Source organism: Chimaeribacter sp. YP20170169, assembly GCF_056739715.1.
Window position 1 is genome coordinate 3018235 of sequence record NZ_CP176824.1, and the last position, 13545, is coordinate 3031779.

Sequence of the window (13545 nt, forward strand, 5' to 3'; positions counted from 1 at the left end):
AGAGCATGACCCCTTCCCAACCCGCCGCCCTCGACTGGGCGGCCTATTTGCAACAGATGGAGGCGGTACTCGGCCTGACGCTGGATGAGCCGCGCCGCGCCGAATTGCTGGCCCAGTTCAGCCGCATCGCCATGATGGCCGAACCGCTGATGGCGCTGCCACTCGACGCGCGCACCGAGATCGCTGGGGTGTACCGCGCATGAATGAGCTGCTGACCGCCCCGATCGCCACCCTGCGCGCCGCGCTGCAACAGGGCGAGGTGAGCGCCCATGAGATCGCCACCGCCACGCTGGCGCGCATTGCGCGCGTCAACCCGGCCATCAACGCCTTCACTGGCGTGACCGAGGCGCGCATGTTGCGTGAGGCCAAGGCGGTGGACGCCCGCCGCGCCGCTGGCGATGCGCTGCCGCCACTGGCCGCCATTCCCTATGCGGTAAAAAATTTGTTCGATGTCACCGGCGAGGTGACGCTGGCCGGGGCAGCCTCTACAGCCAGCGGCCACGCGCGGCCACCGACGCCACCGCCGTGGCGCGACTGGCACAGGCTGGCGGGCTGCTGGCCGGGATGCTGAACATGGATGCCTACGCCTACGGCTTCACTACCGAGAACAGCCACTACGGCGCGACGCGCAACCCGCATGACCTTAGCCGCATCGCCGGTGGCTCCTCCGGCGGCTCCGGCGCGGCGGTGGCGGCCGGGCTGGTGAGCGCCGCCCTTGGCAGCGACACCAACGGCTCCATCCGCGTACCCGCCTCGCTGTGCGGCATCCTTGGCCTGAAACCGACCTTTGGCCGCCTGTCGCGCCACGGCAGCCAGCCGTTTGTCGCCAGCCTCGACCACATCGGGCCGATGGCGCGCCGCAGCGCCGATCTCGCCGCCGTCTATGACGCGTTGCAGGGGCCAGACGCACAGGATGCCTTTCAGGCTGACCAGCCGCTGGGCCTGACCGCCCCGCTGTTGCCACAGGGCCAGCAGGGGCTACGGGTGGCGACGCTCGGCGGCTTCTTTGCCGAGTGGTGTGACAATGATGCCCGCGCCGCGGTGGCACAGGTGGCGCGGGCGCTGGAGGCGCAGGAGGAGGTCTTGCTGCCACAGGCGGAGCTGGCGCGTAGCGCCGCCTTTATCACCACCGCCGCCGAGGGGGGCAACCAGTATTTGCCGCTGTTGCGCACGATGCCAGAGCAGTTCGAGCCGCTGTCACGCGAGCGGCTGCTGGCCGGGGCGATGATCCCCGCCGTCTGGTACATTCAGGCGCAGCGCTTCCGCCGCCACCTGCAACAGCTGGTGCAGCCGCTGTTTAACCTCTGGGATCTGCTGATCGCCCCGGCGACGCCCTGTTGCGCCACGCCGATTGGGCAGGAGAGCATCCACATCAACGGGCAGGATCTGCCGACCCGCGCCAGCATGGGGATGTTGACCCAGCCCCTCTCCTTCCTTGGCCTGCCGGTGGTGACGGTGCCGTTAGCCACCGCCAGCGGCCTGCCGATTGGCGTGCAGCTGATCGCGCCGCCGTGGCGGGAGGATCTTGCCCTGCGCGCCGCCTGGGCGCTGGAGCAGCAAGGGGTGGTAAAAGCCGTGGCCGTTTCTGTGGCCTGAGCCACATTCCATAGTGATTGGGAAACTGAGATGAAGAGTGAACATATTGATCGCCCGGCGATCCTGGCGGAGCTGAACGCCGCCTTCTACCGCTATGAGCAGGCGCTAATCGGCAATGACATTGAGGTGCTGGATGAGCTGTTCTGGCATGACGCGCGCACCGTGCGCTACGGCGCGGGCGAGAACCTCTACGGCATTGAGGCGATCCGCGACTTCCGCCTGCACCGCCCGTCACAGGGGCTGGCGCGCACGCTGGAGAACACCACCATCACCACCTTCGGCGAGGACATGGGCGTCACCAGCACCGAGTTCCGCCGTGAGGGGAGCGACCAGATTGGCCGCCAGATGCAGACCTGGGTCAGGCTGCCCTGCGGCTGGCGCATCGTGGCAGCCCATGTGAGCGTGATGGCGGGATGAGGGGCCGGGTTGCCCCGCGTTTAGTCAATCAAGACCTTGATGCGCTGGCGTACTGCCGCCATCTCCTGCGGGGTGGCCCTGCCTTTGTGTCTGGCCTGGCGACTACGCCAATCCAGGCTCTTGGCCTGATCGGACACTGGAGGGCGCCCCGCTCAGCAGGACTTCAAAGGGGTAGCCCTTGATACGGGTGGTGAGCGGGCAACAGAGCATAAACCCCACCCGCCCGTTATAGGTTTGCGGGCTGAGCACCAATGCCGGGTGATGCCCGCCCTGTTCGTGACCAGCCTGGGGATCAACGTCCAGCCATACAATATCCCCGCTATCCGGTACGTATTCCATTACCTACCTCGCCCACCTCTACCTCGCCATGAAGGTTCTCTGGCGTCACCTGCTCAAGCAGTGCCGCTAACGTTAACGCCTTTTCCACCGGGTCAATCATGATCCGTCCTTTATTATCGACACTGATCTCAACGTCATCGTCCAGCCGCAGTTGCACCGTTTTCATCACCTCCGCCGGGATACGAACAGCCGGACTGTTGCCCCAGCGTTTGAGCGTCTGTCTCATGTTTATCCTCAGCCATGTTTCTACACTGTAGAACGCGGGGAGGATTACGCGCTTTCTGTGTGATGTGTGAGCGCTATTCCACCCGGTAAAACGCCAGCTCCAACCCGCTGGCGCTGCGCTGGCCGCTACAGATGAACAGGCTTTCGCTTAGCCAGCGCAGATTATCGCTGTAGGTTTCAAAGGTGGGCGTGGTGCGAAAGTAGATCTCGCCGGGTGGAATGTCGTTGAAGAAGGCCAGATCATCCTCAAACAGCCGGGCGCACCACTGGCGAGGGATGCGGCGCAGGCCGTTGTTTTCAATGTAGAAGTGCTCGCCACTGTCGGTTTCGACGGCGTAGCGGGCGGAGAGGCGGCATAGGCCATCGCGGTCAATGATCTGGCTGTCCACGCCGCCCGGCAGCACATGGCCCCGCAACGCGCCAGAGAGGGTGCCGGAGAGGATCGGGATCAGTTGCCGCTTGCCGCGATCTGGCGACCGGCTAATGATCGTCGGTCGATCGACCGTTAGGGAGAGGGAGAAGCTATGGGTCAGTTCAGGTGCCATCGTCAATCCTTTGCCACGCGCCCGCAGGCGCCTTAGAAAATAGAACGCCCGGCACAGGGCCGGGCGGTTATTACGTTGTCCCCCGTCCTATGACAGGAAGTGCGCCAGCACCATCAGCCCGACGGAGACGTTAATAGCGCCGCCGATGCGGGTGGCGATCTGCGCGAAGGGCATCAGCGACATGCGGTTGCCGGCGGTGAGGATGGCAACGTCGCCGGTGCCGCCCTGCCCGCTCTGGCAGCAGGAGACAATCGCCACGTCAATCGGGTGCATACCGATCTTCTTGCCAACCAGAAAACCGGTGCCGACCAGCGCGCTGACGGTGCAGACAATCACCACCAGATTTTGCATGGTGAAGGCGTCCACCAGCTCCTGCCACGGGGTGATCGCCACGCCGACGGCAAACAGGATCGGGTAAGTGACGGCGGTGCGGAAGAATTTGTACACCATCTGCGAGCCTTGCTGGATGCGCGGCGACACGCCATTCACCAGCTTCAGCAACACCGCGACGAACAGCATCCCGACCGGGGCTGGCAGGCCAATCAGCCGGTGGCCGAGCATCCCAACCATATAGAGCAGCACCGCCAGCAGCGCGCCACAGGCCAGCGCGTTAATGTCTGGCCGCCCCTCATCCTCGGTCATTGACGCCATGTGGCCGCGGCGGTTTGGCATCAATGTGCCCTCGCCGGTCAGGTGCGGGTAGCGCTTGCCCAATTGGTTGAGCACGCCAGCGATCACAATCGCCGTCAGGCTGCCCAGCATCACGATCGGCAGGATGCGACCCAGCGCCACGCCCTGATCCATGTGCAGGATCGCGGCATAGCCCATCGAAAGCGGGATCGCCCCCTCGCCCACGCCGCCAGCCATGATCGGCAAAATCAGGAAGAAGAAGGTCTGGAACGGATCCAGCCCCAGCGCCATGCCAGCGGCCATCCCGACCACCATCCCCACCAGCTCACCGCACAGCATCGGCACAAAGATGCGCATAAAGCCCTGAATCAGCACCTCGCGGTTCATGCTCATGATACTGCCGACAATGATGCAGCAGATGTAGAGGTAGAGAATGTCAGTGGATTTGTAGAAGGCAATGGTCGAACTCACCACCACCTCCGGCAACAGCCCATAATGCACCAGTGCCGACGGGATGAAGGTGGCGCAGATCGCCGCCGCCCCCAGCTTGCCCACCAGCGGCAGGCGCTTGCCAAACTCGCCGCAGGCAAAGCCGAAGAACGCCAGCGTCGCCACCATCACCACAATGTCGCTCGGCAGCTTGCCTGCCAGGCAGTCGAGCAAAATCAGCCCGCCCGCCAGCACAAACAGGGGCAGTGGGATGATGCCGACCTTGTAGGTGTCCATCACGCGCCACCAGCGTTCGCTGCGGGTCGGGTGGGCCACGCCCTGCTCTTTTGTCGCCAGATAGGCATCATCGCTCGTGCTCATTGCATTCCCCTTTTTGTCGTTGTCAGGCAAGGATAGGGAAAGCCCCCCTGCCCGGGGTGTGAAGGTGCTCAAAATTAGATCGGGGGGATTATGGGGATAATGGTTTCTATGGTGTTAATGCAACTCTCTTCAGAAAGATTGCAGGGTTTGTGGTGTTTTCACCCCGGCGCACAAAAAGGGAGTAACGCCGCCGCATTGTTAATGGTAGGTTAAACAAATGCTCCATTTTGCCAAACCTGCGCCGCATGACCGCTGACCAACCCCGACTTTCATTCCAAATCAGGCTGTTCCTCAGTCTGGTCGCTTGCTCCTGCCTGCTGCTGGGGCTGATTGCTTATTACCTTTACCATACACTTGATCAACAATTGCACCGCGATCTGGGCCTGCGGGCGCAGGTGCAGGCGCGGGAGATTGCACAGATCCCCTCACTGATCGAGGCGATGGCGCGGGGCGATCGCGCGGCGTTGCGGCAGATGGGCGACCGGCTGCGGGCGCAGAGCGACGCCAGCTATCTGGTGTTTGGCGACCGGCAGGCGCGCCACCTCTACCATTCAGAGCACCCGGAGCGCGTCGGCACGCCGCTGGTCGGCGGCGACAACCGCGAGGTATTGCGCGGCCAGGGGATCATCTCGGTGCGTCAGGGCGGCACCGGGCTGTCACTGCGCAGCAAGGCGCCGGTGCGGGATGCGCAGGGCCAAGTGATTGGGCTGGTGTCGGTGGGCTATCTGGAGTCGCACATCGCCCGGCTCAATGCCCGGCAGGTGTCGCAGATTGTCGGCTTTGTTTTGCTGCTGCTGCTGGCGCTGTTCCTCTTCTCCTGGGCCTTCTCGCGCCGGCTGAAAAAGCAGATGTTCTGGCTGGAGCCGGAGCAGATTGGTCAGCTGGTGCGCCAGCAACGGGCGCTGCTGGCGGCAATCTATGAGGGGGTGATCGCGCTGGACCCGGCGCGGCGCATCATCAGCATCAATCAGGCGGCGCGCGACCTGCTGGCGATCCACCCACCGGAGGAGGCGCTGATTGGCCTGCCGGTGGAGGCGGTGATCCACGCCACGCCCGACTTTTTCCATGCCCATGACGCCACCAACCGCCACGATGAGATCTGCCGCTTCAACCAGCGGCAGGTGATCGCCAACCGGGTGGAGATGGTGGATGAGCGCGGGCCGCAGGGCTGGGTGATCAGCTTCCGCGACAAAAATGATATCAACACCCTGAGCAGCCAGCTCAGCCAGGTGACGCGCTACGCCGACAGCCTGCGCATCATGCGCCATGAGCAGCTCAACTGGACGGCGACGCTGGCCGGGATGCTGCACATGAAGCGCTATGACGAGGCGGTGCGCTATATAGAGGCGCAGTCCGCCGGTACGCAGGCGCTGCTCGACTTTCTCTCGGGGCGCTTTGCCTCGCCGGCGCTGTGCGGCCTACTGCTCGGCAAGTTCGCCGCCGCCCACGAGAAGGGAGTGCACCTGACGTTCGACCCCGCCTGTCGCCTGCAACAACCGCTGACCCGGCTAAGCGAGAGCGAACTGATGTCGATCCTCGGCAACCTGCTGGACAATGCGGTGGAGGCGAGCCTTGCCGCCACGCCGCCGGGCGGTGAGGTGTCGCTCTATCTGGCGGACGCCCATGATGAGCTGGTGATCGAGGTGGCGGATCAGGGCTGCGGCATTGCGCCAGCGCTGCGTGATTCACTGTTTAAGGCGGGCGTCACCAGCAAGCCGGAGGGCGACCACGGCATCGGCCTCTATCTGGTGGCACGCTACGTCGCGCAGGCCGGGGGGCTGATTGAGGTGGCGGACAACACGCCGCGCGGCACGCTGTTTTCGCTGTTTATTCCCAACCCGCCGGCCGCATTAACCTGAAGGGACACATGATGGAACAGAACCTGACGCCCGATCCCGGCTTTTCCCGGCTGGAGGTGGTGATCGTCGAGGATGAGGCCGCGCTGGCGCGGCTGCACGCCGACTTTATCGAGCAGAACTTTGCGCTGCGGGTGGTGGGCATCGCCGCCTCGCTGGCGGAGGCGCGTCGGCTGATCGCCGCCCACCGCCCGCGCCTGCTGCTGCTGGACAACTTCCTGCCCGATGGGCAGGGCATCGAGCTAGTGGAGACGCCGCTGCTCAAGAGCAGCGAGTGCTCGGTGATCTTTATCACTGCCGCCAGCGACATGCACACCTGTAGTCAGGCAATCCGTGGCGGGGCCTTTGACTACCTGATCAAGCCCATCTCCTACAAACGGCTGCGCAACTCGCTGGAGCGCTTTATGCAGTTCACCCAAGCGCAGCGCAGCTTCAAGGTGATTGACCAGAGCAACGTTGACGCGCTCTATAACTTACAGGCGCGCCGCCCGGCGGATGACGCGGGCGCGAAGGGGATTGAGCCAAACACCCTCGCGCTGGTCAAAGGGCTGTTCACCGCCCGGCCGGATGTCGCCTGGTCGGTGGATGAGGTGGTGGCGCAGAGCGGCATCAGCAAAACCACCGCGCGCCGCTACCTGGAGTTTTGTGTCGAAAGCGGCTTTGTGCAGGTGGAGATGCAGTACGGCAAGATTGGCCATCCCCGCCGTCTCTACCGCAAAACCAGCCAGCCAGCGTGAAATAATCTGCCCGGCAAACAGCGAGATATTCTGTTTGCCGGCGATTAGCCTACTTCACCTCACGGAAATTCCCCCACTCCCTGTCCTGAAAATAGCTGCGGCGGCGCATTTCCGGCCATTTGTCAACCCTATGGCCGCAGCCATTGTTATTGCTGGGGAAACCACGTCCTATTAATTGGTAAATAGCACATCATCGCACGGGAAATAACTGGGAAATTCACGACACCCCATTCACAGAATAATATTCTGCGAATGGGTTGCTAGCTATTTTCCCTCCCCCGCCCAGGGTTGTCAGGGATTCTCTTTATGCTAGGGTATAGAGCGTTTAAATTTTGGATCGGATATTCGATATTGATGAATTCCATGTAATTTTCACATCCAATTTTCTATTACCACCCGCGAGGAAAAGCATCGCATGGCAATAAAACTTGAAGTGAAGAACCTGTATAAAGTATTTGGTGAACACCCGGAGCGGGCGTTCAAAATGATTGAGGCTGGAAAGAGCAAAGAGGAGATATTTGAAAAAACCGGGCTGACGTTGGGCGTCAAGGATGCCAGTCTGGCCATTGAAGAAGGCGAGATCTTTGTCATTATGGGCCTCTCTGGCTCGGGCAAATCCACGCTGGTACGCCTTCTCAATCGTCTGATCGAACCGACCCGCGGTGAAGTGCTGATCGATGGCGAGAACATTGCCAAAATATCCGCCAGCCGCCTGCGTGAGGTGCGGCGGAATAAGATCAGTATGGTATTCCAATCCTTCGCCCTGATGCCGCACCTGACGGTGCTGAATAATACCGCCTTTGGCCTCGAGCTGGCCGGAATGCCCGCGGCGGAGCGCGAGGAGAAGGCGATCGACGCGCTGCGTCAGGTGGGGCTAGAGAACTACGCCCACGTCTACCCCGATGAGCTTTCCGGCGGGATGCGCCAGCGTGTCGGGCTAGCGCGGGCGCTGGCCAACAACCCGGACGTGCTGCTGATGGATGAGGCCTTCTCGGCGCTCGACCCGCTGATCCGTACCGAGATGCAGGATGAGCTGGTGAAACTCCAGTCACGCCACCAGCGCACCATCGTGTTTATCTCCCATGACCTCGACGAGGCGATGCGCATCGGCGATCGCATCGCCATCATGCAGGGCGGCATCGTGGTGCAGGTCGGCACGCCGGACGAGATCCTCAACAACCCAGCCAATGACTATGTGCGCACCTTCTTCCGTGGCGTGGACATCAGCAACGTCTTCAGCGCCAAGGACATCGCCCGCCGCCGCGCGGTGACGCTGCTGCGCCACACCCCCGGCTTTGGCCCGCGTTCGGCGCTGAAGCTGCTGGAGGATGAAGACCGTGACTACGGCTACGTGCTGGAGCGCGGGCAGCGCTTTGTCGGCGTGGTCTCTACCGACTCGCTGAAAGAGGCGCTGAAGGGGGGCCGCTCGCTGGAGAGCGCGCTGCTGCCGGAGCCAACCCCGGTGGCGGCCGATACGCCGCTCGGCGAGCTGATCGCCCAGGTGGCCGCCGCGCCCTGTGCGGTGCCGGTGGTGGCGGAGGAGAACCACTACCTCGGCATCATTTCGAAAGCCATGCTGTTGCAGGCACTGGACAAGGAGGGCAATGCCAATGCGTAATCCTGACACCATTACCCAATTCGCCCAGGCGGCGCAGGCCGAGAGCGATCCGTGGGCCAGCAGCGGGCAGGCCGATGCGGCCACCTCTGCCGCCCCGCTCGACGCGAGCATCGATCCCTGGTCAGCGGACAACGCCTCCGGCGGTGCCAGCGCCGCCAGTCAGGGCGCGGTGGAGAGCGCCCATCAGGCCAGCGCCGCTGGCAATGACTGGTTGAGCGCCGGGCCGCAGGCCGCGCCGGAGCACTTTTCCTGGCTCGACCCGTTCCACCAGACGCTGATCCCGCTCGACCACTGGGTGACGGTGGCGATCGACTGGTTGGTGCTGCACTTCCGCCCGCTGTTTCAGGGCATCCGGGTGCCGATTGACATCATCCTGACCCACTTTCAGGCGCTGTTGCAGGGGCTGCCGTCACCGGTGGCGATTGTGCTGTTCGCGCTGATCGCCTGGCAGATCGCCGGTGCGGGCATGGGGGCCGCCACGCTGGTAGCGCTGGTGGCGATTGGCGCCATCGGTGCGTGGTCACAGGCAATGGTCACGTTGGCGCTGGTGCTGACCGCGCTGTTCTTCTGCGTGCTGATTGGCCTGCCGCTCGGCATCTTTTTGGCGCGCAGCCCACGTGCCAGCCGGGTGATCCGCCCGATGCTGGATGCGATGCAGACCACACCAGCCTTCGTCTATCTGGTGCCGATCGTGATGCTGTTCGGCATCGGCAACGTGCCCGGCGTGGTGGTGACCATCATCTTCGCCCTGCCGCCGGTGGTGCGCCTGACCATCCTTGGCATCAACCAGGTGCCGGCCGATCTGGTGGAGGCGGCGGAGTCCTTCGGCGCCAATCCGCGCCAGCTGCTGTTCAAGGTGCAGCTGCCGCTGGCGATGCCGACCATCATGGCTGGCATTAACCAGACGCTGATGCTGGCGCTGTCGATGGTGGTGATCGCCTCGATGATCGCCGTCGGTGGCCTCGGCCAGATGGTGCTGCGCGGCATTGGCCGCCTCGACATGGGGCTGGCCTCGGTCGGCGGCGTCGGGATCGTGATCCTCGCGATCATCCTCGATCGCCTGACCCAGTCCCTCGGCCGCACCCGCCGCCACAAAGGCCCGCGCCGCTGGTTCGCCACCGGCCCACTCGGCCTGCTGTCGCGCCCCTTCCTGCGCCGGGCTGACGCCTGATTCCCTCCCCGGCGGGGCTGTCCCGCCGGTTAACAATTCTGATTAAGGAGATGATATGCAAGCACGCACATGGCAGGTGCTGGCGCTCGGCAGCGCCCTGTTGACCACCGCCGCCACCGCCGCCGATCTGCCCGGCAAGGGCGTCACTGTCCAGCCGATCCAGAGCACCATCAGTGAGGAGACCTTCCAGACCCTGCTGGTCAACAAGGCGCTGGAGAAGCTGGGCTACACCGTGCAGGAGACGCGCGAGGTGGACTACAACGTCGCCTACACCACGCTGGCGGCTGGCGATGCCACCTTTATGGCCGTCAACTGGCAGCCGCTGCATGATGATATGTATGATGCCGCTGGCGGCGATAAGCTGTTCTACCGTCAGGGTGACTATGTCAGCGGCGCGGCGCAGGGCTACCTGATCGATCGCAAGACCGCCGAGCAGCACCACATCACCAATGTCGAGCAGCTCAAGGATCCGGAGATTGCCAAGCTGTTTGATGCCAACGGCGACGGCAAGGCCGATCTGGCTGGCTGTACGCCGGGCTGGGGCTGTGAGGCGGCGCTGAATGCCCAACTCAAGGCCTATGATCTGACCAATACCGTGACGCACAACCAAGGCAACTACGCGGCGATGATGGCGGACACCATTACCCGTTATAAAGAGGGCAAGCCGATCCTCTACTACACCTGGACGCCTTACTGGGTCAGCGATGTGCTGGTGCCGGGCCGTGACGTGCTGTGGTTGCAGGTGCCCTTCTCGGTGGTGCCGGGCGATCCAAATGGCAGTACCAAGCTGCCGAACGGCAAGGATTATGGCTTCAAGGTGAACACCATGCACATCGTCGCCAACCGCGCGTGGGCGGAGAAGAACCCGGCGGCGGCGAAACTGTTCGCCATCATGAAGCTGCCGTTGAAGGACATCAACGCGCAGAACTCGGCGATGCACGCTGGCCAAAGCTCGGAAGCGGATATCGAGCGCCAGACCGACGGCTGGATCCAGGCGCATCAGGCGCTGTTTGATGGCTGGGTCAAGGAGGCGGCGGCCGCGCAATAATGATACTCCCACGCCGCCCCGGTGGCGGCGTGCTCAGCCTTCTGGTTGGTTGCCACCCCCTCCCCTCTGGGTAATAATCCCCGCTCCTTTCCTCTGAACAATGCACGCCCATGACACAAGAACATAAAAAAGCGACGCTGACGCCGCTGCTTACCCTGCTGATGTCCATCGCTACCGGGCTGGCCGTCGCCAGCAACTACTATGCCCAGCCCTTGTTGGAGACCATCGCGCAGCACTTCGCGCTGTCGGTCAATCAGGCTGGCTTTATTGTCACTGTCGCGCAGGTCAGCTACGCCTGCGGCCTGCTGTTTTTGGTGCCACTTGGCGACAAGTTCGAACGCCGCAACATGATTGTGCTGATGATGCTGCTGGCCGCCGCCGGGATGTTGGTGACCGCCTCCTCCTCCACCCTGCCGCTGATGCTGTTCGGCACCGCGCTGACCGGCCTGTTCTCAGTGGTGGCGCAGGTGCTGGTGCCGCTGGCGGCCACCATGGCCGAACCGCACCGGCGCGGCAAGGTGATTGGCACCATCATGAGCGGCCTGCTGCTCGGCATTCTGCTGGCGCGCACCGTGGCTGGAGCGGTGGCCAGCGTCGGCGGCTGGCGCGCCATCTACTGGATCGCCAGCGTGCTGATGTTCATCATGGCGGGCGTGCTGTGGCGCGTGCTGCCGCGCTACAAGCAGCACAGCGACCTAAACTACGCCCAGCTGCTCGGCTCCATCTTCACCCTGTTCCTGCGCAATCCGCTGCTGCGCACCCGCGCGCTGATTGGCATGATGTCCTTCGCCAACTTCAGCATTCTCTGGACCTCCATGGCGTTCCTGCTCGCCAGCCCACCCTTCAACTTTTCTGAAGGAACCATTGGGCTGTTTGGTCTGGCCGGGGCAGCCGGGGCATTGGGCGCGACCCGCGCTGGCCACCTGGCGGACAAAGGGTTCGCCAAGCACACCACCACCGCCGCGCTGCTGTTGCTGCTGCTCTCGTGGGGGGCAATCTACTGGGGAAGCGTCTCGGTGGGCTGGCTGGTGGTCGGCATTCTGGTGCTGGATCTGGCGGTCCAGGGGGTGCACATCACCAACCAGAGCGTGATCTACCGTACCCTGCCGGAGGCGCGTAACCGCCTGACCGCCGGCTACATGACCAGCTACTTCATCGGCGGCGCGGCCGGTTCACTGTTGTCAGCGAGTGCTTACCAACACTTTGGCTGGGCTGGGGTGGCGGGCGTGGGCGCTAGCATCGCGGCGGTGAATCTGCTGCATTGGCTGCTCAATGCGAAGCACTGAACCTGATTAGCCTGCGAATAGTAATAATTGCGATTTATTTGACTTAAAGGGTATTAACAGTATTAACACTCTGGTAATGTTTGCGTAATAAATTATATTTTGACTACCTGTTATCACTGTTAAGACATGTTAAATTTCGTGGCCTTCCCCGACTTGCCCGCGTGGCACCTGTCGGGGAAGCGCCGCCTGCGAAGAAAGAGAGTTGTCGGGGCGCTGATGCCCCGCCCTCTGGCGGAAAATGCCCGTTTTCCCCGGCTTGCTGGCCGGGACACGCGGGTGTAGTGATTGCCGGGCGCCGGATGCTCCCTGCAGGGGCGCCTCCATGCCTGTCAGACCAACCCTTTGCCGTGGATACCAAGGATGTAACCAATGAGCGCAGTACCCACCCTTTTGGCTGACCGCCCCGGCGGAAACCGTTTCCTGCCGGTTCATCGGTTGCCGGCACCGCCCGCTGGCGGCGCCGCGTGCGTCCCGCGTGACACTCTCTCCGATACTTAAAGCTTGGCCCATGCGTCTGGCACAGCGTTTACTTTATTAATAACTATGGTTACTATACCGCCTGTAACTAAAGAGGTTGCTCTATATGGACAGTTCGTTTACCCCTATTGAACAGATGCTGGCATTCCGCGCTAAACGCCAGAAGGATTTTCCCTATCAGGAGATCCTGCTGACGCGCCTCTGCATGCATATGCAGAGCAAACTGCTGGAAAACCGCAACAAGATGCTCAAGGCCCAAGGCATCAACGAAACCCTGTTTATGGCGTTGATCACCCTGGATGCGCAGGAGAGCCACAGCATTCAGCCCTCTGAGTTAAGCTCGGCGCTCGGCTCCTCACGCACCAATGCCACCCGTATCGCCGATGAGCTGGAGAAACGTGGCTGGATTGAGCGCCGCGAGAGCGACAACGATCGCCGCTGCCTGCACCTACACATGACCCCGGCGGGCGAGGATTTCCTGCGTCAACTGCTGCCGCCTCAGCATCAGGCCCTGCACTTCCTGTGGTCCACGCTGGACGAGGGCGAACAGAAGCAACTGGAGGTGCTGACGCGCAAGCTGTTGAGCCGGCTTGACCAGATGGATGTCAAGGAGCACGCGGCCGCGCTGTAACCGCCGGCTCCGCGCCGGTCTGGCCCGCAGGCGGTGTGGCGTGGGATGCGCCACCAGGCAGGCTACGCTGGCAAATGATTGTATGACTTTGACCGCCCTGTTGCTCCGGTAACAGGGCGGTCTCTGTTGCCGCCCCCGGCAACTGGCAAGGATCGGACT

The 13545-nt window shown here is 62.9% G+C and carries 13 protein-coding genes and 1 pseudogene; 10 read left to right on the forward strand and 4 right to left on the reverse strand.

From position 1 onward, the window contains the following. The first annotated feature begins 5 nt into the window (after positions 1–5). From hpxX to hpxZ, 3 genes and pseudogenes are all read left to right on the forward strand, one after another. Positions 6–203, forward strand: coding sequence for an oxalurate catabolism protein HpxX (gene hpxX, locus ACK3SD_RS13810; protein WP_481125852.1), 198 nt, complete (start codon positions 6–8; stop codon positions 201–203). After that, positions 200–1596, forward strand: a pseudogene (locus ACK3SD_RS13815) (AtzE family amidohydrolase). Before hpxX ends, ACK3SD_RS13815 begins: the two are co-directional and overlap by 4 nt. A 30-nt stretch (positions 1597–1626) precedes the next feature. After that, the gene (gene hpxZ, locus ACK3SD_RS13820; RefSeq protein ID WP_481125853.1) at positions 1627–2013 is read left to right on the forward strand and encodes an oxalurate catabolism protein HpxZ; all 387 of its coding nucleotides are present in this window, start codon (positions 1627–1629) and stop codon (positions 2011–2013) included. A gap of 102 nt (positions 2014–2115) precedes the next feature. On the opposite strand, the gene ACK3SD_RS13825 is transcribed toward hpxZ, so the two are convergent. The 4 genes from ACK3SD_RS13825 to ACK3SD_RS13840 all read right to left on the reverse strand — a co-directional run bounded on the left by ACK3SD_RS13825 (position 2116) and on the right by ACK3SD_RS13840 (position 4562). After that, entirely contained in the window at positions 2116–2352 is a 237-nt protein-coding gene (locus ACK3SD_RS13825; protein WP_481125854.1) for a type II toxin-antitoxin system PemK/MazF family toxin, read from the reverse strand. Then, complete coding sequence (locus ACK3SD_RS13830) at positions 2333–2578, reverse strand: AbrB/MazE/SpoVT family DNA-binding domain-containing protein (protein ID WP_481125855.1); 246 nt, start codon at positions 2576–2578, stop codon at positions 2333–2335. The genes ACK3SD_RS13825 and ACK3SD_RS13830 overlap by 20 nt, the downstream gene beginning before the upstream one ends. 73 nt (positions 2579–2651) lie before the next feature. Continuing rightward, entirely contained in the window at positions 2652–3122 is a 471-nt protein-coding gene (locus ACK3SD_RS13835) for a DUF3237 domain-containing protein (protein WP_481125856.1), read from the reverse strand. Positions 3123–3209: 87 nt separating this feature from the next. Continuing rightward, positions 3210–4562, reverse strand: a complete 1353-nt coding sequence (locus tag ACK3SD_RS13840; RefSeq protein ID WP_481125857.1) for a 2-hydroxycarboxylate transporter family protein — start codon at positions 4560–4562, stop codon at positions 3210–3212. Between the two features lie 245 nt (positions 4563–4807). Between ACK3SD_RS13840 and ACK3SD_RS13845 the strand changes: the two genes are divergently transcribed. From ACK3SD_RS13845 to mprA, 7 genes are all read left to right on the forward strand, one after another. Continuing rightward, positions 4808–6421 carry an ATP-binding protein gene (locus ACK3SD_RS13845; RefSeq protein ID WP_481127560.1) on the forward strand — a complete coding sequence of 538 codons (1614 nt, stop codon included), beginning with the start codon at positions 4808–4810 and terminating at the stop codon, positions 6419–6421. A gap of 8 nt (positions 6422–6429) precedes the next feature. Next, a complete protein-coding gene (locus tag ACK3SD_RS13850) occupies positions 6430–7155 on the forward strand; it encodes a response regulator (protein WP_481125858.1) in 726 nt (241 codons plus the stop codon). Between the two features lie 415 nt (positions 7156–7570). Continuing rightward, complete coding sequence (gene proV, locus ACK3SD_RS13855) at positions 7571–8773, forward strand: glycine betaine/L-proline ABC transporter ATP-binding protein ProV (RefSeq protein ID WP_481125859.1); 1203 nt, start codon at positions 7571–7573, stop codon at positions 8771–8773. Then, positions 8766–9944: a glycine betaine/L-proline ABC transporter permease ProW gene (gene proW / locus ACK3SD_RS13860; protein WP_137764116.1), complete on the forward strand. Its 1179-nt coding sequence runs from the start codon at positions 8766–8768 to the stop codon at positions 9942–9944. The genes proV and proW overlap by 8 nt, the downstream gene beginning before the upstream one ends. 55 nt (positions 9945–9999) lie before the next feature. Continuing rightward, entirely contained in the window at positions 10000–10992 is a 993-nt protein-coding gene (gene proX, locus ACK3SD_RS13865) for a glycine betaine/L-proline ABC transporter substrate-binding protein ProX (protein WP_481125860.1), read from the forward strand. Between the two features lie 110 nt (positions 10993–11102). Beyond that, positions 11103–12278, forward strand: coding sequence for an MFS transporter (locus ACK3SD_RS13870; protein WP_481125861.1), 1176 nt, complete (start codon positions 11103–11105; stop codon positions 12276–12278). Between the two features lie 583 nt (positions 12279–12861). Next, on the forward strand, positions 12862–13386 hold the full coding sequence (mprA, locus tag ACK3SD_RS13875) for a transcriptional repressor MprA (protein WP_137764119.1): 525 nt from the start codon (positions 12862–12864) through the stop codon (positions 13384–13386). The last annotated feature ends 159 nt before the right edge of the window (positions 13387–13545 follow it).

Coding starts and splice junctions, on each gene's coding strand:
- ACK3SD_RS13830 (WP_481125855.1), bottom strand. CDS start 2,578: ATGAGACAGACGCTCAAACGCTGGGGCAACAGTCCGGCTGTTCGTATC.
- ACK3SD_RS13835 (WP_481125856.1), bottom strand. CDS start 3,122: ATGGCACCTGAACTGACCCATAGCTTCTCCCTCTCCCTAACGGTCGAT.
- mprA (WP_137764119.1), top strand. CDS start 12,862: ATGGACAGTTCGTTTACCCCTATTGAACAGATGCTGGCATTCCGCGCT.
- ACK3SD_RS13845 (WP_481127560.1), top strand. CDS start 4,808: ATGACCGCTGACCAACCCCGACTTTCATTCCAAATCAGGCTGTTCCTC.
- proV (WP_481125859.1), top strand. CDS start 7,571: ATGGCAATAAAACTTGAAGTGAAGAACCTGTATAAAGTATTTGGTGAA.
- ACK3SD_RS13850 (WP_481125858.1), top strand. CDS start 6,430: ATGATGGAACAGAACCTGACGCCCGATCCCGGCTTTTCCCGGCTGGAG.
- hpxZ (WP_481125853.1), top strand. CDS start 1,627: ATGAAGAGTGAACATATTGATCGCCCGGCGATCCTGGCGGAGCTGAAC.
- ACK3SD_RS13840 (WP_481125857.1), bottom strand. CDS start 4,562: ATGAGCACGAGCGATGATGCCTATCTGGCGACAAAAGAGCAGGGCGTG.
- ACK3SD_RS13870 (WP_481125861.1), top strand. CDS start 11,103: ATGACACAAGAACATAAAAAAGCGACGCTGACGCCGCTGCTTACCCTG.
- proX (WP_481125860.1), top strand. CDS start 10,000: ATGCAAGCACGCACATGGCAGGTGCTGGCGCTCGGCAGCGCCCTGTTG.
- proW (WP_137764116.1), top strand. CDS start 8,766: ATGCGTAATCCTGACACCATTACCCAATTCGCCCAGGCGGCGCAGGCC.
- hpxX (WP_481125852.1), top strand. CDS start 6: ATGACCCCTTCCCAACCCGCCGCCCTCGACTGGGCGGCCTATTTGCAA.
- ACK3SD_RS13825 (WP_481125854.1), bottom strand. CDS start 2,352: ATGGAATACGTACCGGATAGCGGGGATATTGTATGGCTGGACGTTGAT.